A 21,183-nucleotide genomic window follows, 5' to 3' on the forward strand; every position below is an offset into this window, starting at 1 on the left:
GTCAGTTCGGGGGCAATCTCAGTCACACCAAAACATCTCTCTTCAAGGAACCATCCAATGCGAAAGCTTCTCATCGCCCTTCTCGGGGCCACCACCCTGTCGTCGGCGGCCGGCGCAGCCGACCTCCCATCACGCTACGCGCCACCCCCCTCCTTCGTCGCCGTTCCGGTGTTCACCTGGACCGGCTTCTATGTCGGCGTCAACGCCGGCTACGGCTGGGGCAGCAACCGCAATTCCACCTCCTATGGTGCGACGGCGCCGTACGGCTATTACGGCGGCAGCGGCTCGAACGGCGGCTTCGTCGGAGGCGGGCAGGTCGGTTACAATCACCAGTTCACGCCGGGCGCTGGTCTCGTTGTCGGTGTCGAGGCGGACCTCCAGTACGCCGATCTCGGACGGAAGTACGCCTACGGGAGTAGCTCGAGCGGCAATTACATCGGCACGGTGCGCGGCCGGCTTGGTTACGCGTTCGGCCGCTTTCTGGTCTACGGCACCGGTGGCTTCGCCTACGGCGATGTCGGCGGCTATGGCGCCTACGCATACCCGCTGACGACAGCCTCCCCGTACTATTCGGGGGGGCGAAGCGAGACGAACGGAGGTTGGACCCTCGGCGGCGGCGTCGAGTACGCCTTCACCCACAACCTGACGGCCAAGGTCGAGGGTCTCTATGTGAGCCTCAACAATGGCGGCCGGAACGCCTATGCGGTCACCACTCCCGTCGTCTACGGCGCCAATCAGAACCGCGCCGAATTCGGGGTGGTGCGCGCCGGCCTGAACTACAAGTTCTAGGATCCGGTTGAGACGCGAGCCGGCGACCCACGTCGCCGGCTCAGCCTCCCCGACGATCTCCCGAGACGCCGAGGCGAGCGGTGTCTCTCGGGGCGCACCGGGGTGAGCAGGACCACGCCGGGCTCCTCGGGGAATGAGGTCTGACCGCATCATCGATGGCCGGCGCCAAGCGCGACGACCGGACGAATTGCCGATCGGCTCCGGGATGCCTAGCGTAGACGTGATGTAGAGGATCCCTCCTCATTAAATTGGTGGAGCGACATGCTGGCCCAGCAACCCCGCTTCGCGAGGCGCGTTGCTGCGTGGCTCGCTTTGCGGGCGCCAGCGCGCTTCAAGGCGCGATTGCGCACGGTCGACCTCCTCCATGTGACGCCCTGCGACAGGGTGCTGGAGGTCGGCTGCGGCTCGGGAGCCGCCCTGTCGCTCTGCCTGGCTCGCGGCGCTGCCTTCGTTGCCGGCACCGATCGGTCGTTGCTCAAGCTCGCTCTCGCCTACCGCAGCAGACGCTGGGCAGTCTGGATGGGACAACTCCAGCTTCATCTCGGCGGCCCCGAGACGCTTGGACGCTATGGAGCGTCGTTCGACAAGGTCTTCGCGATCGATCAGATCCAGCATTTCGAGGACAAGACGAGATTCATCCGCCTGCTGTACGACCGTTTGCGGCTCGACGGTCTGATGGCGCTCGCGTTCCGCCACCCGAGTGCAACCCGGAGCGATCTCCTCGTCATGAGCGAAGACCTTCGCTTGTCGATGATCGCGGTCGGGCTGGTTGATGTGCGGGTGAGGCAACTGACCGAAGAGGTCCCCCCGTTTGTCTGCGTTCTTGGGAGAAGACCACGTCCTTCCCATGCACGGTCGAACGAAGTCATGCCAAAAACGCGCTCGCTCCGGGTGACTGCCCCGGCGCTTCAAGGCTTCGATGGAGGATCTGGTGAGCGAAACAGCCCTCATTAAGCTGTCGCGGTTGGTGGCTCTCCGCCGTGAGCTCGATGCGGTGGCGAACAACGTGGCCAATGTCGAGACCACCGGGTTCAAAGCGAAACGCGTGAGGTTTCAGGAGTACCTTGCGCCGGTCGAACGGGCGGAGATCACCTCCAAACCCGAGCGGCCCGTCTCGCTTGTCGCGGCGGATGCCGGCTTCACGGATTTCTCCAAAGGCGCGCCCCAGGTTACCGGGAGCCCGCTCGACGTAGCGATCGACGGGGACGCCTTCTTCGTCGTTCAGACCCCCGCGGGCGAGCGCTACACGCGCAACGGCGCGTTCACGCTGGACAGCGCGGGACGGCTCGTCACGATGGCCGGCGACCCCGTCCTGACCACCACCGGCCCGCTCGCCCTATCGCCCCAAGAGGGCGAGGCCAGGATCGGCGCCGACGGCGTCATCTCGACGAGACAAGGCCCACGCGGGCGCTTGCGGCTCGTGCGTTTCGAAGCTCCACAGAACCTGCAGGCGCACGGCGGGAACCTCTTCCGGTCGGATCAGCCCCCGAGGGAGCTCGCGGCCGGCTCCGTCCGGCTCTTCCAAGGCGCCCTCGAGAAATCGAACGTGCAAGCGACCCTCGAGATGAGCCGCTTGGTCGAGATCAACCGGGCCTATCAGCTGGTCAGCTCGCTGCTAAAGGAAGACGGGGACCTTGATGAGCTCAAACGGCTCGCGGAGTTTTGACGGGCTTCGCGAGAGCAGAGCGGGCCAACGCGATCACGTCCAAGCCCGCTTGTCGAGAGCGCGCCCCCGCCCCCAGCACGCTCTCCGACGACGGCGGCGGCCCTCCTTGCTTCTTGCAACGCCGAAGCCCATTGACGGGGTCATGGCCGGCCTGGCTCAGCCCCGGAGCTCCGATAACAACAATCAGCCAGGGAGACGATCAATGGCGGGAGCTGGCTGTTGCGGTGAAGACGCCGCTTGGATCGCCGTCGATGGTGACAGGAAGGCGGTGCGAAGAATGGCCACAAGCCGTCGACCGTTGATCAGAAACAACAGCGCGGCAAGACCCAGATAGGCCCAGGCAAGCCAGGTCAGGGTGGCGATCGTGCGCGCCTCGTCGTTCCTGAAAATGAACGCCAGCGCGACCTGGAGAGCGAATAGGCCCGCGAGCGCCAGCGCCGACGAGACGCTGAGGCGCAGGCGCAGCAGAAGCGCGAGGCCAAACAGCGACTGGGCGGCCGTCAGGAAGAACTCCTCACTCTGACGCGCGTCGAGCGGCAGCGCCGAGACGGCGCCCGCCCCGACGCTCATGGCGAGCGGCAGCATGCCGACCAGCAGCGTCCATTGGTTGATCTTGTCGCTGATCATGGCCGTGAGGGCGTTGCCGGCACGATTGGCGAGGACGAACAGCACCGCGACCGAGACCGCCGGGGCCTCGCTGGCGAGAGGCGCCAGCCATTGGATGAGCAGGAACTCGTTGATGCCGAGGACGCGGCCCGTCTCCACCATGGCCTCGGCGAAGGGTTCGGCGGCCGTGAGGATGACGGCGCAGGCGACCACGACAAGAGTCCCCATGGCGGCCCATTGCGCGCGGAGGGAGAGCTCGTTCAGCGCCGCCGCCGGGCCTGTCTCCTCCGTCTCGTTCGGGTTATCGGTTTTCGGCAGGTTGCGCACCCGCCAGACGTAAGCGCCGAAGATCGCGGCCAGGACCGCGAAATCCAGGAGCGAGATGCGTGCCTTGAACAGGATGACGAAGGCATACAGGCTGGCGAGCAGGAGAAAGCCGATCTCGGCGGCATTGGCGGGTGCGAGATCGATCGAGCGGTGGCGGTCCTTGATCCAATGCAGGAACACCATCAACGGCCAGGCGAGGCCGACGAGGAGACGATTGGCGCCCGTCATGTTGGCGGCCGCGTAATGGACGTACTGGGATTCCGGGCCGGCGCGGCCGGCCTGGTACGCGTAGTAGAGGTCCACGGCGTATTCGGGCAGAACCGTCACGAGCGCCACGACGGCCAGGATCAGCCCCTGAGAGATGTACTGCTCGGCCGCCTCAGCGCCCCAGGATAGGAGGAAGCCGGCAGCCAGAATGGCGACGCCAAAAATCGCCGCGTCCAGGATCGGGCTCGGACGCAGGCCAAGGAGACGGAAGAGAACGGCCGGCACGGTTGCCAACACGGCGATGCCGACCAGGATCAGAAACCGTCTCACGCGAACTCCTTCTCAAAGATACGCATAGCGCCTGCAACGGCCACGCCCTCAGGGCTGTGGCTTCACAGCCTCGGACTCGACCTGGGGATAGGCGCTCATGTGCTTTCGCGGAAGGACGACCGTCCGCGCATCCAGCGTAAGCCTCATGCGGCGTTTCGTCTTAACTTGGCGATCAGCTAAAACCAAGAGGTCGGAGTGCCCATCTTGGGCTCGCGGCCGATCCCATTCCGGATCGCAGCGAGATCAGCCATGGAGGGCCGACATGGGTGGACATAGGCGGGGTCGCGGTTGGCTTGGTGCGGGTCACGCTGGTGGCATGTTTCCCGGTCGATCGGTCACTGGCCCGCTCGAAGGCGGTCGGCCGGCGCCGCGAAGAGCTGGGCCGATCTCCTGGATCGCTGTGGTCGTCGGCCTTCTTGTATGGTCGCTGCTCGCCTGGACGGCTTATGCTTTTGCGGACAGCCTCATCGGCTGGGTCGCGGCCAATGCCGGCCTCGTGGTGGAGAGCGGGAAGAATCTCGCGACCGCGACCGGCGTCGGCAAGGAGGCGACCAGCGTCGTCGATGGTCTCAACCTTGGCGGCCTGATCGGTCAGGCCTTGGCTTTGCTGAAAGTCGTTGTGAAGCCGGCGATTGTTGTTGTCTGGGCAATGGGCGTCCTCGCCCTCATGGCCGCACCCTTGATACTGTCGAGGATCGGCGCCCTGCTGGCGCCACGTCACCGCTGATTATGCTCGGCTCCCGTTAGACACCTGTCGTAGAGAGTTCGACCGTGTCACCCCGACGAATGCACGGCCATGGGGGCGCAGCTGCGCAGCCCGAAGGATAGTCGTGGGGCCTCCTGACGAGACGCAGAGATGATGTCAACGCAGGCCAAGGGGGCACCCTCTCTCGCGATCGTGGCATTCTGCCTACCCCATCGACGAGGCCGCCTGTTACGGTGCAGCCCCGAAGCGACGTCGCGCACGCTCATTGAAGTTCCCCGGCCTGCTTTCGGAACGTTGCTACTCTATAGCCGTAGACGCCAAGGGCGAGGATGAGGACCGCGTTCCCGGCCGGCTCGATCCACCCTCCGACGGCCCGGTAGCTTTCAGCAAGCACATAGCCCGCGGCCCCAAGGAGCCCTGTCCACAGAAGCGTGCCGACCGCCGACGCGAGGAGGAAGGGGATAAGTGGCATGCCGGCCACCCCGGCCGGCACCGAGACGAGGGTGCGCACGCCCGGCACGAGTCGCCCAACGAGGACCGCCCAAACTCCACGCCTGGCGAACCAGGCGCTTGCCCGGTCGACCTCGGCTGGGCTCAAGGTAAGCCAACGGCCGTGGCGGGCGGCGAAGCGCTTGAGGCGGTCGCGGCCTATCCATCGCCCGACCGCGTACCAGAACAGCGCGCCCGCGAGCGAGCCCGCCGTGCCGGCCAGCAGGACACCGGCGAAGGTCAGTTGCCCCCGGGCCGCAACGTACCCGGACAGCGGCATGATCACCTCGGAGGGGATCGGCGGAAAGACGTTTTCGGCCAGCATGAGGAGGAAAACCCCAAAATAGCCCCCACGATCGACGCCTTGTGTGATCCAATCAAACAGATCGACCTCCTTCCCGCCCTGCCGGAGCCCAGGACGACGTCGATGCCGGCAATCCTTCGGGCTTCATCGCCTGGATTTGAGCATCCGGCTGATCGCAAGCACATCTTGGCAACTTGGCGACAAGGTCTGGCCAACGCCTGCCTGCGCCGGTCATCCTCGGCTCATCCATGCGAAGCGGTCCTGAAAGACGTGCACCGCCATCGACCAGATCGGCTCAGCCTGCTCCGGATCTAAGAGTTCGCCGTCGCCCAGCGGCGTGGCGTCGGCGATCGGCATCTCGATCGGCATGAGCGTCCGGCCCGAGCCCCGTCGGAGCGCCTCCATTGCTCGAACGAGCGAGCCTTCTGTGCGAAGGAGGGCTGCGGCAACCGTGTCCGGGCTTGTCGCCAGATGCTCCGCCAAGAGCTCATTACGGAAGGTGGTGACAGCGCGTGATCTGGCTTTCGCGTCGGGCGCGCCCGGGTGCGCCTCGACGGCAAGGTCACATTCCGTGTCCAGACCCATGGACCGGTTGTTGAGGTTCGCCGACCCGATCCGCAGCAGCCGGTCGTCGATCGCGAGCACCTTGGCATGGACGTATATGGGCGCGCCGTCTGCCGTGACGGGGCGGTAGATCCGGAAGCGGCCGTACCGGTCGGCTTCTCGCAAGTACGCGAGGAGACGTTGGCGGGCGCCGCCCATAGCCTTCTCCTCGACCCATCCGCGGGCCCGCTGCGAGTTGATGACCACGATCTCCGGCCCGTCCGGCTCGCGCAAACGTGCCGCGAGCGCCTCGCCAACACAGCGGGCCGCGAAATACTGGCCCTCGATGTAGATGACCTGCCGAGCAGTCGCGATCGCGGCCAGGTGAAGCGCCTCGATCTCCCGCACCCCGGTCCGGCCGTGATATTCCGGCTCGGTGCGGGCGATCCCGACCTCGACATTGCAAAGAAGAGGGGCCAATCCCTCCGGCCAGAGATCCGGGTTCGCTGCAGGAGGCGGCTCGATCTGCTCACCCGTCGCCCGTCGCCAGCGTTCGCGTGCGAGCTCGCCCAAGGCCGCGGCCGCCGGCCCCTCCACCGCCATCGTGGCGTCATGGAAGGCGCCGTAAGCTCGTCCCGACGGTCGCACCCGGCGCGGATCCCCGTCCTTGTGGTCGCGCGTGTCCCAGCGGTCATCGGTCATGTCGATGCCGCCGCAGAACGCAAGCGCGTCGTCGATGACCACGATTTTCTGATGATGCGCGGCCCCGGGAGGATGGGCGCTGTCGAGCCGGAACTGGAATCGCTTGCTCGTGATCCAGTTGAGTACGTAGAGGGGCGTCGTGCCGCGCAGGAGCGTCCCGATGAGGCCGAGGTTCCATTGCAGCACCCGGACGCAGAGTTCGGGCCGACGCTCGACGAGAGCGGACAGGAACGGGCCGAGCCGGTCCGGCAAGCCTGGAAGAGGGGTGTCGGGATCAAGCTTGATGCGGGTGTCGAATTCCCAGCCGATGAACAGGACGGAATGGCGCGCGCGCAGGAGGGCGTCCCGAACCAGCCTGAAGTAAGGAGCCGCATCGACAATGGGAGCAAGTCGGGCGGCGCGTTCCACCCGCCAGCAGGTCAGGCCGGGTTGCAGCAGCGGAGCGCCGCCCGGAATATCAGGGGCGACATGTCGAAGATGATGCCCTGACCTTGGGGATTCCGTCATGCTCACTTGATCTCCTCGTCACGCCGGGACTCACTGTCGAACCTCGCCTACCGTCCTGCTGGGGTGTCGGCGAGGAGATCCTTGGCTTGTGCATAGAGGTGCTGTCCGCGCCGGGCACAGGTGTCTACGACGAGATGCGCCTGGACCAGGGTCTCGAGCTCGGACTTGCTCCGACGGGGACTGCGACGGACAGCAAACGACTTCACCTCTGCTGCGGGCCGTTTTCGCGGCCAGCAACTCTGATGGTGGCCCCGCGCGAGGTGCGCGGGGCCGTGCGTGGTTACAAAAGGCGGGGCTTTACTTCTTCCCCGCGCCGCTCTTGTCGCGATGGCCGTGCTGATCCAGATCCCCGGGCTTGTGGCCGGGATGATCGTGATGCTCACCGGGCACTTCTTTTTGACCCGCCTTGTCCCGATGCCCGTGCTGATCGAGATCGCCCGGCTTATGGCCCGGGTGATCATGGTGCTGGCCGGGCACCTCTTTCTGACCGGCCTTGTCGCGGTGGCCGTGCTGGTCGACGTCCCCCGGCTTGTGGCCGGGATGATCGTGATGCTGGCCGGGCTTGTCTTGCGCCATGGTAGCTCTCCTCTTCGTGGGTGAAATAAGGGAGCGCTTGGACGAGGCGCCGCACCCCCAGGCTTCAACGATGCGGGCGCCATCGCACCCTGTAGGGCGATGAAGCCCCTCAGGCGCTCGCCCCCGCGGCCGCTGCGCCGCACGAAGGACAGAACTTGACGCCTGGCGCGAGCACCGCGCCGCATTTGCAAGCCTGCTCCGCCTGCCCAAGGCGCTGCCCGCACTGCGCGCAGAACCGGCTGTCAGGCGCATTGTCGCTCCGACAGCTCGGGCAGACGAGCACTCGCTCGGCAGCGGCGTTGCAATCATGGGCGGGAGCTTGCGGCAGCGAGGTCCAACCCGGCTGGCTGAAGGAACCCGGGGCGGGTTGAGTTGGCACAGGGCCAGGCGCGGGCGCACCCCAGGGCGAGCCGTAGCCATAGCCATGGTCATCTCGGTGACCTCCGCCATGGCCTCCCCCGTGGTTTCCGCCGTGACGGCCGCCGCCGAACAGACGTCCGAGAAAATCCGAGCTCATGATGGGTCTCCCATGTTGGGCCGTCTCGCTGTGGACGTTCCGATCCACGCTCGCCGCCCTGCTTTCGGTGATATAGTTCCTCTAGCCACTAGAGGGTCAAGAGGCTATGCGCTCTTTCTCATAGAAGCGAGCAGGCGCCTCCTCCTGTCGCCCAGCGATGCACAAAACCAGAATTCGGGGCATGTGAGGCAAAGCGGAGCCATACCGGCTGTCGCGGAAATCGTCGGTCACGGCAGCTGGACCCGCTCTCCGGCCGCAGCAGCAGGTTGCCCGAGATCGAACCGGCGCAGCAGCGAGACCTTCTCAAGCCTTCCTTCAGCCCGGCAAGTAACCCGGCGCTGCCGGTCCCCTCACGCCAGCCCCGCGGTTCCCGCAACAGGAGGGCTCTTGTGGCCTGAGAGCATTCGCCTCTCATGGGCGGCCTCTACGCTTGTTCTGCCGTGCTGGGTCGGCATGAGCGTGGACCGGAACAACGACCGATGAGGTGTCAAAGGCAAACGTTACCTCAACCACATCTCCCTCGATCAGGTCGCGCTGGAGCCTCCCGAGGACGAGCCGGAAGCGGCTGTCATCGAAACTCACCTGCTCGCCGGGACCGAAGCTGAACGAGTCGCTGTGGAACGAGCCCGATCCGGCATGCGCGTCGAAAGCGCCGCGCTCGCCGAGCTTCGTCTCGACGCTCTTGAGGGTTACCGTCTTCGAGCCGCCGTTTTCGATCCGGACATACACGTTGGTGTAAGCGCCCCGCTTGGCGGGCTCGATGGCGGCATCGATGATGGCAATGTCGCCGGTCGCGTCCGAAATTTTGTCCGCCCTCGCTGGGTTCGTGGCGACAAGTGCGAGAAACGCTGCTGCGAACCCAACCAAGCGAAGCCAAGCAACGCTTTCCGACCGGGAGCATTCCATATGCAAGCAGGTCATCGCCCGTCTCTTCCAGCTTGCTGCGAGGCCGGTCTTGTCTCGATGAGACGCAAGCGCGGCACCGCAGGAGCGATAATCTCGGCCTGCTGCTTCGAGGGCGCCTGAAGGGTGGCAACCACCTCCGCGTAGCGGGCGCGGGCGTCCGACCAGTTCTGGGCAAAATCAAACAGTTCGCGCAAGGCCGGCGCAATTTCCCGGTAGGCGGCGAGCGCCGCGACGAGTGCGCCGAGGGAGAGGCGCTGCTGAAGCACGAGATAACCGCCGATCGCGAAGAAGAAGAACGGCGTCAGGTTGGAAGTGTAGTTGTATAGGGTCTTGAACCGCGCCTTCAGCTCGGTGATTTCAAGGCGCACCTGCTCAAGAGCTTCAGCTTGACGCGAATGCAGGCGTGTGGGCGAGACAACGTGCCTCACAATTTCGATATCAACGGGCTCGTGCGAGAGCGCGGCGTTGAAGCTGCGCGTAACGTGCACGCGCTCGCGCACCTTGCCATTGATGCGCCGCTGCAGCCGCGGCAGGACGGCGATCTGCAGGGGCAGCATCATCACGGCCGCAAAGGCGAGAGCGACATCCTGAACGAACAGGAAGACGACGCTCGTGACGAGCGTGCCACCTTGGATCAGCGGCACGACAAGCAGGCTGCCGCCGAAATAGCCGATCGGCTCGCATTCCTGGATCGCCACCGCGGCGAGGGTTGACCGGCCGCGCGGACACTGTTCGGCACGCCGGCGCCGGATCACGGCGAGCCGGATGCGGCGGACGATGCGTTCACTAACTCGGCCGCGGACTACGTTCGCGGTGTATTTGATCAGGCTGTTGGCCGTAAGGACGAGAAGGTAGCTGGCGCAGAGCGCAAAGAGCAACGCCTCCGAATCGAGCGCGATGCCGAGGAAATCCATCTTTGGCCCATGCTCGGCCAGGGCGTGATTGATGATGTGCTTCGGCAGCAGCAGCAGGACGTAGGTGGCCGGGATGGTGAGGACGGACAAGACCACCAAGCGGACCTGAAATGGCACGGTGGCGCGCAGCACGAAGCGCTCGAGAGTGGGAAAGGCCTTCTTCGAGTCTGCTGACGCGTCAGCTACCCTCCGCGCGCGTCCGCGCCGCCAATGTACAACGGCGGACCACACGAGCCGCAGCAGATGCCATCCCAGCCAAGCCGGCGTGACCACCAGCACAATGACGAAGATCGGCAGCATCCAGCGATGGTCTTGCGGGGTGTGGACCCACACGACCATGTGCATCAGGCGGTAAAGCTGCTCGACGGTGTCTTGCAACACCGTTCAGCTCCTCGTCGGTCCGGGCGTTTTCCCTCTTGGTCTCATCAGGCGTCCTCGCTCCCTCTTTGACTGCCCGGCATAGGAGCGGCCCCCCGGGTCTTACCGGGGAGCCGCTCCCGCTCCCATCGCGCGCGCGGGGGCAGTGCTTCGCGATGGAACTCGATGACGAAATCACGTAGCCGGATGCTCATCCCTGGCCTGCCCTCGGCATTTTCCTGATCAGCCCGCCTAGCCCATCGTCCGCCGCAACCACTGGGCGTAGTAGCGCGCCAGAATCACGATCCGCCTTTGCTCGTTGTCGGGCTGGTACCAGGCCCCCCCGGTGCTCGACGGCAACGCCAGGAGCTGCGGATAGCGGGCGACGATTTCGCCCCGCGGGCCAAGGACAAGCGCCTCCCCTTCAAGGTAGTCCGTATCGCCTCCGCCGCCGCCTCGGCCGCCGCCCCCGCCGCCCCCGCCACCGCTACCTCCTGCTCCCCCTCCGACATAGGCAGACAGCGTCAATCCGGTGAGGCGGACCACCAGTCTCTGACCACCAAGACGGTCGGCGAACACAGTCTGCAGCTCGGCTGTCATCGCCGAACGGATCAACTCGGCCGTCGGGCCGAGGCCAAGGGCCAGGAGGCGATCGACGTCCACCGCAACGGAAGAGGGCGCCTGTCCGGCGCCGCGTACGCGAGGGGCTGCACTCGAGGCCGCAGGAACGAACGCGCTCGCGGCGGCCGACGAGGCAGCAAGGAATGAGCGGCGTGTGATCCGAGTCATGGTCATCTCCTGTGTCACCGACCATCGGGCGTGCGCACCCCGATCCAGAGATCCTTAACCTGGTCGAAGTGGCGCTTGGCGTCGTAGCTGGGTGTTCGAAGCGCGAGCACGCGGGCTGAGAGCCGACCGACGGCGGACAGCACGCTGTAGGACGCCACGACCCGGTCGCGCTGGGCCGTGACGAGGTTCACCCGCGCGTTGAGCAGCTCCTGCTGCGCGTTGAGGACCTCGAGGGTCGTGCGTTGTCCAACGCGCGCCTCTTCTCGCACGCCGGTGAGCGCGATTTCGCTTGCCTGGATCTGGGTCTGGGCGGCGGTGATCTGGGCCTTGGTGGCTTCGAGCTGTCCCCAAGCCGACAGCACGGCGGCGCGGACCTGATCACGGGTGACCTCGACCTCGATGCGGCGCTGGCCGGCCGTTTCCTTGGCCTGGCGCGTGCGGGCATAGACCTCGCCGCCCTCATAGATCGGGACCGTCAGGCGCACCACGGCAGTGGCCGCGGTCCGAGCGTCGCCGCGTGTTTCGACGTCGGATCGGCGCGAGAGCCCGGCGCTGAGGCCGAGCGAGGGATAGAGTTCCCCCTCGACGACTTTGACCTCGAGCTCGGCCGCATCGACGCCGTGCAGGGACGCTTTGATCGCCGGGTGCTCCGCGAGCGCGACTTGCACAGCCGCCGGGAGACTGCGCGGAAGCCAGCGATCGGCGGGCAGCCCCGGGGCCAGCGTCTTTGGGTCGACACCGATCACCTGACGGTACCGCGCGATGCTGGCGCGCAGGTTGGCTTCGGCGAGGCTGACCTGGGACCGGCTACCGGCGAGCCGCGCCTCCGCTTGCGACACGTCCGTGCGCGTGACTTGGCCCGCCTCGTAGCGCTCGCGCGTCTGGCTGAGCTGCTCGTTCAGGAGCTCGACGTTGTTGCGTTGCAGATCCAGAATCGCCGTGTCCCGCAACACGTTCATGTACGCGGAGACCGCATCGAAGAGCAGGTTCTGCTCCGTGTTCCGCAGCGCCTCGCGGGCGCCCAAGACCTGCGACTCGGCCGTGCGCACGTTGTTGCGCGTCCGAAAGCCGTCGAAGAGCGTCTGGTTGAGAGTGATCCCCGCCCCGCGGGGAAACAGAGAGCCGGATTGGCCGCCGGCCGCTTCCATGCCGCCCGGCATCGAGCTCCGCATCGCCGCGACACCTGCGTCGGCTTCTGCAGAAATCCGGGGCCGGTATCCGGAGAGCGCCCGCGGCACGTTCTCGTCCACAGCCCGCACGCTCGCCCGCTCGGCGTTAAGCTGGGGGTTCGCCCCATAAGCCCGCGCCAGCGCACCCGGCAGGGTCTCGGCGGCCGCTCCATACGAGCCAAACGCGACGGCGACGCCTGCAAGCGCGCCTGTCAGGAGGAGTTCGATGGTCCGTCGCGTGTGGCGATCACGTCCTTGACACGGGGTACTGTCTCGCCGGTCATTGCCCCACGGGCATGGGGTCGTGACGCGTTCGAACGAGATGCCCAGCGATGGGACGGCGTGAGCCATCAGCGTGAACCGTCGCGCAAAGCGGGCTTCTGCCCCGTTTGGTTGTTCGGTGCGGCCTCCCCTCCTCGCTCGACGCAATGCGGCCCCTCATCCTCGAGCGGGTTTCTCGGCCGGGAGGTGGTCGCCGCAACACCTGGCAGCCGCCGCACGCGCAAGGGGTCATGCGGTCCGGCAATGCAGTCCGCCTGCCGAGGTGGGCTGCCGACCGGCAGAACGAGATGCGAGGCGATCAGGATGACGGAGGGTAAAATCATGGACTTGCTTGCGTCGTCGGCTGAGATGGGGGTCGCCTGGAGAGATCCCGGACCGTTCACCCAGGCGGAGCTCGAAGGGTGCGGTAAAGTTCGTTCACCCCGTCGCTGAAATCCTCCCCCGCATTCTTCGAACAGAAGGTGCGCAGAAACTCCGCCTGCTTCAGCAAAGGGAACGCCGGGGGCGTAAGGTCCAGTCCTTCGTCCTTGCCCGCAGGCGCCCGGATCAGAAGCCCGTTCATGTAGCCCTGCGCCCAGGCGAAGAAGTTCTTCTCGACATCAGGGCGACCGGCGATCTCGCGAAGAAAAACCTGGCAGCTCGCGGCGCCGATGCCGACGATCTTCACTGATTGGGCCTGGGCTTGTCCGGCCATGAGACCTGCGATTGTTGCGAGAACCGCCGGCAGCGCGGATCTGGCCTGAAGCGCGCTGCCGCGGAGGGTTGGTGTCGGCATCGATTTCTCCTGAGCTCTGTCGGACCGCCGCATTCCCGTTGCCCCTTCATTCAGCCGCTTGCCTAGCTGGCACATGTTCTTCCGTGTCTGGCGTGCCCGGCAGCTCCGGCTCGTGATGAGAGTCGACGCGCGCCCGCGCCTTGTGTCCGGAGAAGCGGGCATACAGCGCTGGCAGCACCACGAGGGTCAGGATGGTCGCGCTGATCAGGCCGCCGATGACCACGGTCGCCAACGGTTTCTGGACCTCGGCTCCCGTTCCGGTGGCGAGTGCCATGGGCACGAAGCCGAGCGAGGCGACGAGCGCCGTCATGGCGACCGGGCGCAGGCGCACCAGGGCCCCCTCATAGATCGCCTCGAGCTTCGGCACGTCGTCATCCATGAGCTGCTTGATGAATGTCAGCATGACGAGACCGTTCAGCACCGCGACGCCCGACAACGCGATGAAGCCCACCGCGGCGGAGACCGAGAACGGCATGTCGCGCAGCCACAGGGCGAAGATCCCGCCCGTCAGCGCCAGCGGCACGGCGCTGAACACCAGGAGGGCGTCGCGTGCTGACCCGAGTGCGCTGAACAGAAGCAGGAAGATCAGGGCGAAGCACGCCGGCACCACGATCATGAGCCGCTGGCGTGCGGCCGCCAGGTTCTCGAACTGGCCGCCCCAGGTGATGTAGTAGCCCGCGGGCAGCTGGACCTCTTGAGCGATCCTCGCTTGCGCCTCGTTGACGAGCGAGGCGATATCGCGCCCGCGCACGTTGGCGGTGACGACCACCCGCCGCTTGCCGTTCTCGCGGCTGATCTGGTTGGGTCCTTCCGCGATCTCGATGCTGGCCACCTCCCGCAGAGGAATGGTCGCCCCAGTGGCTCCTTGGCCGGCAGCCGCCGGAAGAGGCACCGGCAGATTCAAGAGCGCGTCGACATCGGCACGGATGCCGTCCGGCAGACGCACGACGATGTCGAAACGCCGGTCGCCCTCGAACACGAGGCCGGCCTCTCGTCCGCCGATCGCCGTGCCGATCACGTCCTGAACGGCCGTGAGGCTCAAGCCGCGGCGCTCGATCTCGTCGCGGTCGATTTTGATCTCCTGGAACGGAAGGCCTGTCGCCTGCTCGACCGAGACGTCAGCCGCGCCCTCAAGCCCGCGCAGGATGTTGGCGATCTGGTTGGCGGCCGCGAGCATCGGCTCGAACTCCTCGCCGAAGACCTTGACGGCGAGATCGCCCCGGGTGCCCGCAAGCAGCTCGTTGAAGCGCATCTGGATCGGCTGCGTGAACGACAGGTTGTTGCCGGGAAGCCTGCCGACCGCCGCCTCCATGTCCTTGATCAGCTGCTCTTTCGAAAGGTTGGGGTCGGGCCATTCCTCCTGCGGCTTGAGGATGATGAAGGTGTCGGACGCGTTCGGCGGCATCGGGTCGGCTGCGACTTCCGCCGTGCCCGTCTTCGAGAACACGAACGCGACCTGCGGAAAGCGGCTGATCGCCTTCTCGACCGCGAACTGCATCTCCTGCGACTGGGACAGCGATGTCGACGGGATGCGCAGCGCCTGCATGGCGATGTTCTTCTCGTCGAGGGTCGGGATGAACTCCTGGCCGAGCCGGGTGAACAAGCCCGCGCTGGCGGCGAAGAGGAGAACGGCCCCGAGGATGAACGACACCGGGAAGCGGATGGCTCCTCGCAGCACTGGCCGGTACATGGCCTTGAGGCCGCGCACGAAGAAGTTCTCCTTCTCCTGCACGCGTCCGGTGATCACGATGGCGATCATCGCCGGCACGAAGGTCAGCGAGAGCACGAAGGCGGCGACGAGCGCGATGATGACGGTGAGCGCCATCGGCTCGAACATCTTGCCCTCGACACCCGTGAAGGTCAGGAGCGGTGCATAAACGAGGATGATGATGGCCTGCCCGTACACCGATGGGCCAATCATCTCCTCGGCCGACTCGCGCACGGTCGTCAGGCGCTCACCCAAGCTCAGCTTGCGGCCGAACTCGTGCTGTCGTTCGGCAAGGTGCCGCAAACTGTTCTCGGCGATGATGACGGCGCCATCGACGATGAGGCCGAAGTCGAGCGCGCCGAGGCTCATCAGGTTGGCGCTGATCCGGCCCTGCACCATTCCGGTCATGGTGAGGAGCATGGCGATCGGGATCACAAGCGCCGTGATGAGCGCCGCGCGGAAGTTGCCGAGGAGCAGGAACAGCACCAGGATGACGAGCCCGGCGCCCTCGGCCAGGTTTTTGCTCACCGTCTTTACGGTGGCGTTGACCAGGAGCGTGCGGTTCAGGACGGTCTTGGCGATGATGCCCGGCGGCAGCGACTTGTTGATCGTCTGCATCTTGGCGTCGACGGCCGCCGCGACCGTGCGGCTGTTGCCGCCGATCAGCATCAGCGCGGTGCCGACCACCACCTCCTGGCCATTCTCGCTCGCGCTGCCGGTCCGGAGCTCCTTGCCGATGGTGACCTCGGCCACGTCCCTGACCCGGATCGGCACGCCTTCCCGGGTCGCGACCACGATGCCGCCGATCTCGCTCATCCGCTCGACGCGCCCGCCCGAGCGCACGACGAAGCCCTCGCCGTTGCGCTCGACATAGCCCGCACCGCGGCTGACGTTGTTGGCCTCAATGGCCGTGGCGATCTCGCCAAATGACAGCCCGTAGCCGATCAGCTTCGCCGGGTCGGGCTGGACGTGGTACTGCTTCTCGTAGCCGCCGATCGAGTCGACGCCCGCGACCCCCGGAACGCTCTTCAGCTGAGGCCGGATGATCCAGTCCTGGACCGTGCGCAGATAGGCGGCGCGCTGGAAGTCGTCGGTGAGACGCTGGCCCTCGGGGGTGAGGTACGTGCCATCGCTCTGCCAGCCGGGCTTGCCGTCCTGGATAGGTGCGGGCGGCCGCTCAGCACCGGCGCCATTCGCCCCGTGAGCTCCGCCCTTAGCGGGCGCCGTGCTGGCCTCAGTACCCTTCGCTGCGCCCTCTCCGACCCCTGCCGGTGTCACATACTCGACCGTGTACATGTAGATCTCGCCGAGGCCCGTCGAAATCGGGCCCATCCGGGGCTCGGCGCCGGGCGGCAGGCTGCTCTTGGCGTCGGTCAGGCGCTCGTTGACCTGCTGGCGGGCGAAGTAGACGTCGGTCTTCTCGCTGAAGACGGCGGTCACCTGCGAGAAGCCGTTTCGCGACAGCGAGCGCGTGTACTCGAGCCCGGCAATTCCGGCGAGCGTCGTCTCGATCGGAAACGTGACCTGCTTCTCGATATCGTAGGGGGAGAGAGCCGTCGCCGTCGTGTTGATCTGGACCTGGTTGTTGGTGATGTCCGGAACGGCGTCGATCGGCAGCTTGGTCAGCGAGTAGACGCCGAAGGCGGCCGCGAGCAAGGTGACGAGCACCACGACCCAGCGGTGATGAACCGAGAAAGCAAGGATGCGGGCAATCATGAGACTTGGCCTTAGTGGGCGTGGGAGGCTTCGGACTTGCCGAGCTCGGCTTTGAGCGTGAAAGTGTTGGCGACCGCGATTTCCTCGCCGGGATCGAGCCCGAACACGATCTCGGTCGACTGCCCATCTGTGCGGCCAAGCACGACCTCGCGCTTCTCGAACCCCTCCGGTGTGCGCACGAACACGACCTGGTCCTTGCCGACGGTCTGGAGCGCGGTCTTCGGCACGACGAGGGGAGCCTTCTGCTCCTCGACGACGATCCCGGCGGTCACGAAAGCGCCCGGCTGCCACACGCCGCTCTTGTTGGAGATCTGAGCCACGACGCGGGCGGAGCGTGTCTCCGGATTGAGCATCGGGCTCTTGAAAACGATCTTGCCGTCAGCCCGCTCGTTCATGCCGCCCGCCGTAACCTGGACCGCCTGGCCCTCCTTGACCGAGGGCAGGTCGCGTGGAGACACGGCGAGATCGACCCAGACTTGCGACAGGTCGGCGATCCCATAGAGTTCCTTGGGCTGGCCCTCGCCGCCGACAGCTGCCCCGAGATTGACGAGGCGCTCGACGATGCGGCCGGCAAGCGGCGCGCGGAGCTCGTAGCGCTGCAGGGCGGTTGACTGGCGTGACAGGCCGGCGATCTCCTTGTCGGGCACGCCCAGAGCCGTGAGCTTCTGGCGGGCGAGGTCGAAGCGCAGCTGCGCTTCCGAGAAGGTGGTGCGGGCGCGCAGGAACTGCTGCTCGGCGGTGATGTTCTTCTGGAACAGCATCTGCTCGCGCTCAAAGAGCGTCTTCTGCAGGTCGAAGTTGACCTGAGCGCCGAGGTACTCGCTCTTGGCGTCGGCTACTTCGCGGCTGTCCAGGACGGCGACGACCTCGCCCTTCGCGACGTTATCACCGAGCTGCTTGTTGAGGTCTGCTACGGTTCCAACCACCTTCGCCGCAACGCGCGCGATCCGGTCCGCCGCGGGAACGACCGTGCCCGGAACGGTCAGGCGCCGCGCGAGCGTGCCGTCGGAGGCTTTGGCCGTCTCGATCTTGGCCGCGGCGATCTGATCGGCGGCGAGCTTGAGCACGCCCTCCTTGCCCTCTTCCTTCTCGGCACCCCCGGCTCCATGGCCATGACCATCGTCCTTGCCGCCGCCATGGGCCTCCTTGCCCTCGGCCTGCGTCGGGGGGGCCTTCGTTGGCTCCTGGGCGCTCAGTTGAGCCAGCCCCGGCAGGGGCACGGCGCCTATGACGGTTCGGGCGGTCCGTGAGACCTCCGGAACGATGCTCGCGACGGCAACGCCGACGACGAGCGCGACGATGATGAAGAGAAAGCGCAGGAACATACCACCACCTCCGACAGGTGCTCGCGGAGCGAACCTGTCGAGGCCTTGCCTGCTGTGCAGGCGCGGCCCGATGCTCGACCGCCCAAGCCCATTAAGACGAGCTTGGGATGAGGCCTGAGGCGGCTCGTGTCCGAGCCGCGTCAGACCTCAGGGCGGTCAGGCGCGGGGTGGCTTGAAGGGAAGGGAGCCCGGACCGGGCCGAGGCGCTGCGTCAGATCTCGCGGGGTGATCCGCGGCTGACCGGACGCGCTCGACCGAGACGGCGCTCCAGGACGGCCGGACGGCCGAATGGCAGGCGCAATGCGCATGCTGGACGAGCCCAGCGTCCCCGGAAGGGCTGGGGACATCTGTGTCCCCAGTGCTGTTCGTGATCGCGGCCGAGGCGAGGTCCGGATCAGGGCCGGTCGCAAAGGCCTGAAGCGGCACCATCAGTGTCAAGAAGACGACCATAGCCATGGCATGCGCGATCAACGCCTGCCACAACGGGCGGCGCTGTCCATTCGCGCATCGGGTGGTCCGTGAAGCCATGGCCTTGCTGAGATAAGCGCCTGTGGTTAGCGGCTGGTTACGTCGACGTTATAGCGGCCCTTACCGACCTCGGTCGACCCCGTCTTGAGGGTAACGGTAGCCCGGAACTTACCCTCGACCGGGAAGTCGACCTTGCCCGATAGCATGTTGTCGCTAGCGGGCTTGAGTTCAAGTGTCTTCTGCTCATTGCCCTTGGCCAGCACCATCGCGGTCGCGCTGAACTTTGACGCGTCGACCTTCTTCTCCTTGTCGTCGAGGACGTAGAGCATGGCATCCGTGCCCTTGACCACGAGCTCGGCTTCGTAGGAACCGATCTTCTGGACCTGGCCGCCGTGCTCCGCCCCGTGCGAATGCGCTTGCGCCAGGGCGAGTGCGGGAGAGAGGGCGAGGGCCGCTACCAAGAGCATACGGAAATTAGACATTCGTCACCTCATCATGATGTGTGTCAGGAGAAATCTGAACGCAGATCGAACGACACGCTGTCTTGCAGCGGAACTTGGCCCAAACTGAGGTGCCGCAGGCCTCCCTGACTGGCCCGCAACCTTCAGCCCGTGAGACAGTCACGCCGCGCATGCCGGGCGAACTCACTCTATTGATTGCGGTTTCCGAACAGGGCGAGCAGGAACTGGAACATGTTGATGAAGTCGAGATAGAGGGTCAGCGCGCCGAAGATCGATGCCTTGGCCGCGGCCTCGCCGTCTGCCGAGCCGAGTTCGTAGACGTACATCTCCTTGAGCTTCTGCGTGTCATAGGCGGTGAGCCCCGCGAAGATCAGCACGCCGATGACGGAAATCGCGAACTGCAACGCGCTCGAAGCCAGGAAGATGTTGACGAGCGAGGCGATGATGAGCCCGATTGCACCCATGATCAGGAACGAGCCCATCCCCGACAGGCTGCGGGTCGTTGTGTAGCCCCAGAGGCTGAGCGCGCCAAAGGAAGCGGCCGTGATGAAGAACACCTGGATGACGCTCGCGCCGGTGTAGCGGATGAGCAGCGTCGAGAGCGAGGCGCCCATCACCGCGGCGAAGGCGAGGAAGGTTGTCCGCGCAGTCGCCACCGACATGCGGTCCATCCGGAACGAGAAGAAGAAGATGAAGGCAAGCGGCGCCAGCGCCACCATCCACATCAGGGGCGTCGCGTAGAGCAGCCGGCCGAAGCTGGTCAGCGGAATGCTGCCGATCCGGGCGACCGCGTCGGCCTGAGAGCCCGCAAGGGCGAGCTTGTTGACCCCGAGCGCGACCAGCGCCGACAGCGCCAGCCCCAGCACCATGTTGTTGTAGACGCCGACCATGAAGGCGCGCAGGCCCTGGTCGACCTCGGCTTGGCTCCGAGCAAGAGGCGCGCTGCCCCAGGTGGGGGTTCTTGAATTGTACGGTTCCATCGCTGTCTCCCGTTGTAAACCTATTCAGGCTTTCTGCGGCTTTTCCGCGGCCCGGAGCGCCTCGGTTTCGACCTGGATCGTCACATGGTCGGCGTCAAGCTCGTTCGCCAAGATCCGACGCGCGTCGGTTAGAATACGTTCCGCCTGCGCCATGTTGACGACCACGAGATGCGCACTCATCGCGTCGATCCCCGAGGCCGCGACCGACACGTGCACGTCGTGGACCGCCGTCACGCCCGGGATGGCGAGCAGCTGGCGCTCGACGAGGCGGACAATGTAGAGCCGGACATCCGAGCTCTTCCTGATCAGCTCCGCTCCGCAGCCGCCTATGTTCTGGGCTTGCTGGCGATGCGGCAATCCCCCCTGCGAATGGGTTTGGGCCAGGGCGAGCGCAGGAACCAGCGCAAAGCTCGCCGTGAACAGGATCCGTAGCTTCAGCATTGAGAGCCTCGCGTGGTGCTGCCTTCAACGCGGCTATGAGGGTTCGACGGCTTGTCGGGCACCTTTGCTGTACAATGCTCGCTGCCGAGATTGTTGAAGCTGAGGTCCTGCCAGCTCCTTCGGTTGACCATGGGAGAGCGGCGCGGGGATCGTCGTGGCTGAACCACCGCGACAATCATCAGCATCACGCCGACCGTAATCGCGACGTCGGCCATGTTGAAGGCTGGCCAGTGCCAAGCTCCGACATGAAAATCCAGGAAGTCCGTGACGGCGCCCTGGCGCACACGATCGACGAGGTTCCCGGTCGCGCCGCCCGCGATGAGGCCGAGGCCGAGGGTCTCGACCGGCTGCTCGCTGCGCATCGCCCAGACGAGAAGGCCCGCCGCGACGGACCCGGTGATCCCTGCCAGCAACATGGGCCGATCCGCAAAAGCGCCGCTCAGCAGGCCGAAGCTGACCCCCGGATTGAATCCGAGCGTCAGATTGAGGACCGGCGTGACCTCGATCACGCGAGGCGGCACCATGACGACGCTCTGGATAAGCCACTTCGTGCCAAGATCTGCGACGAGTGCGACCGCAAACGCCAGGAGCGCCATCCCCGTGCGAGACCAGGTTGGGCTCAT

The 21,183-nt window shown here is 65.9% G+C and carries 20 protein-coding genes; 5 read left to right on the plus strand and 15 right to left on the minus strand.

What is annotated here, in order from left to right; translation table 11 throughout:
• Positions 1-57: 57 nt before the first annotated feature.
• From MFF61_RS03350 to flgF, 3 genes are all read left to right on the plus strand, one after another.
• Positions 58-789: an outer membrane protein gene (locus MFF61_RS03350; protein ID WP_238233704.1), complete on the plus strand. Its 732-nt coding sequence runs from the start codon at positions 58-60 to the stop codon at positions 787-789.
• Between the two features lie 261 nt (positions 790-1,050).
• Complete coding sequence (locus tag MFF61_RS03355; protein WP_238233705.1) at positions 1,051-1,743, plus strand: class I SAM-dependent methyltransferase; 693 nt, start codon at positions 1,051-1,053, stop codon at positions 1,741-1,743.
• The gene (flgF, locus tag MFF61_RS03360) at positions 1,709-2,455 is read left to right on the plus strand and encodes a flagellar basal-body rod protein FlgF (RefSeq protein ID WP_238233706.1); all 747 of its coding nucleotides are present in this window, start codon (positions 1,709-1,711) and stop codon (positions 2,453-2,455) included. The genes MFF61_RS03355 and flgF overlap by 35 nt, the downstream gene beginning before the upstream one ends.
• Before the next feature lie 183 nt (positions 2,456-2,638).
• Here the strand turns inward: flgF and MFF61_RS03365 are convergent, their stop codons facing one another.
• Positions 2,639-3,925: a calcium:cation antiporter family protein gene (locus MFF61_RS03365; RefSeq protein ID WP_238233707.1), complete on the minus strand. Its 1,287-nt coding sequence runs from the start codon at positions 3,923-3,925 to the stop codon at positions 2,639-2,641.
• Between the two features lie 400 nt (positions 3,926-4,325).
• Between MFF61_RS03365 and MFF61_RS03370 the strand changes: the two genes are divergently transcribed.
• Positions 4,326-4,652, plus strand: a complete 327-nt coding sequence (locus tag MFF61_RS03370) for a hypothetical protein (protein WP_238233708.1) — start codon at positions 4,326-4,328, stop codon at positions 4,650-4,652.
• 241 nt (positions 4,653-4,893) lie between these two features.
• Here MFF61_RS03370 and MFF61_RS03375 read toward each other — a convergent pair whose 3' ends face one another.
• Positions 4,894-5,445, minus strand: a complete 552-nt coding sequence (locus MFF61_RS03375) for a DedA family protein (protein WP_238233709.1) — start codon at positions 5,443-5,445, stop codon at positions 4,894-4,896.
• A gap of 210 nt (positions 5,446-5,655) precedes the next feature.
• Entirely contained in the window at positions 5,656-7,176 is a 1,521-nt protein-coding gene (locus MFF61_RS03380; protein ID WP_238233710.1) for a phospholipase D-like domain-containing protein, read from the minus strand.
• A gap of 327 nt (positions 7,177-7,503) precedes the next feature.
• Here MFF61_RS03380 and MFF61_RS03385 point away from each other — a divergent pair, with 327 nt between their 5' ends.
• On the plus strand, positions 7,504-7,776 hold the full coding sequence (locus MFF61_RS03385) for a hypothetical protein (protein ID WP_238233711.1): 273 nt from the start codon (positions 7,504-7,506) through the stop codon (positions 7,774-7,776).
• Positions 7,777-7,861: 85 nt separating this feature from the next.
• Here MFF61_RS03385 and MFF61_RS34005 read toward each other — a convergent pair whose 3' ends face one another.
• The 12 genes from MFF61_RS34005 to lspA form a co-directional block, all read right to left on the minus strand.
• Positions 7,862-8,269: a double zinc ribbon domain-containing protein gene (locus MFF61_RS34005; RefSeq protein WP_353960068.1), complete on the minus strand. Its 408-nt coding sequence runs from the start codon at positions 8,267-8,269 to the stop codon at positions 7,862-7,864.
• A 411-nt stretch (positions 8,270-8,680) separates the two neighbouring features.
• Positions 8,681-9,190 (minus strand): copper chaperone PCu(A)C domain-containing protein, encoded by a 510-nt coding sequence (locus MFF61_RS03390; protein WP_238233712.1) that lies wholly within the window; start codon positions 9,188-9,190, stop codon positions 8,681-8,683.
• Positions 9,187-10,470, minus strand: coding sequence for an ABC transporter ATP-binding protein (locus tag MFF61_RS03395; RefSeq protein WP_238233713.1), 1,284 nt, complete (start codon positions 10,468-10,470; stop codon positions 9,187-9,189). Before MFF61_RS03395 ends, MFF61_RS03390 begins: the two co-directional genes overlap by 4 nt.
• Before the next feature lie 228 nt (positions 10,471-10,698).
• A complete protein-coding gene (locus tag MFF61_RS03400; RefSeq protein WP_238233714.1) occupies positions 10,699-11,235 on the minus strand; it encodes a hypothetical protein in 537 nt (178 codons plus the stop codon).
• 14 nt (positions 11,236-11,249) lie between these two features.
• A complete protein-coding gene (locus MFF61_RS03405) occupies positions 11,250-12,755 on the minus strand; it encodes a TolC family outer membrane protein (protein WP_373324556.1) in 1,506 nt (501 codons plus the stop codon).
• A 310-nt stretch (positions 12,756-13,065) separates the two neighbouring features.
• Complete coding sequence (locus tag MFF61_RS03410) at positions 13,066-13,461, minus strand: hypothetical protein (RefSeq protein ID WP_238233715.1); 396 nt, start codon at positions 13,459-13,461, stop codon at positions 13,066-13,068.
• A 46-nt stretch (positions 13,462-13,507) separates the two neighbouring features.
• Positions 13,508-16,885: an efflux RND transporter permease subunit gene (locus MFF61_RS03415; protein WP_238233725.1), complete on the minus strand. Its 3,378-nt coding sequence runs from the start codon at positions 16,883-16,885 to the stop codon at positions 13,508-13,510.
• Positions 16,886-16,896: 11 nt separating this feature from the next.
• Positions 16,897-18,204 (minus strand): efflux RND transporter periplasmic adaptor subunit, encoded by a 1,308-nt coding sequence (locus MFF61_RS03420; protein WP_238233726.1) that lies wholly within the window; start codon positions 18,202-18,204, stop codon positions 16,897-16,899.
• A gap of 560 nt (positions 18,205-18,764) precedes the next feature.
• Positions 18,765-19,160 carry a hypothetical protein gene (locus tag MFF61_RS03425; protein WP_066735435.1) on the minus strand — a complete coding sequence of 132 codons (396 nt, stop codon included), beginning with the start codon at positions 19,158-19,160 and terminating at the stop codon, positions 18,765-18,767.
• Between the two features lie 167 nt (positions 19,161-19,327).
• Complete coding sequence (locus MFF61_RS03430; RefSeq protein ID WP_238233716.1) at positions 19,328-20,119, minus strand: Bax inhibitor-1/YccA family protein; 792 nt, start codon at positions 20,117-20,119, stop codon at positions 19,328-19,330.
• A gap of 24 nt (positions 20,120-20,143) precedes the next feature.
• On the minus strand, positions 20,144-20,560 hold the full coding sequence (locus MFF61_RS03435; protein ID WP_238233717.1) for a cation transporter dimerization domain-containing protein: 417 nt from the start codon (positions 20,558-20,560) through the stop codon (positions 20,144-20,146).
• Positions 20,554-21,183: a signal peptidase II gene (gene lspA / locus MFF61_RS03440; protein ID WP_306423376.1), complete on the minus strand. Its 630-nt coding sequence runs from the start codon at positions 21,181-21,183 to the stop codon at positions 20,554-20,556. The genes MFF61_RS03435 and lspA overlap by 7 nt, the downstream gene beginning before the upstream one ends.

This window comes from Methylobacterium isbiliense, assembly GCF_022179325.1.
Lineage (GTDB): Bacteria > Pseudomonadota > Alphaproteobacteria > Rhizobiales > Beijerinckiaceae > Methylobacterium > Methylobacterium isbiliense.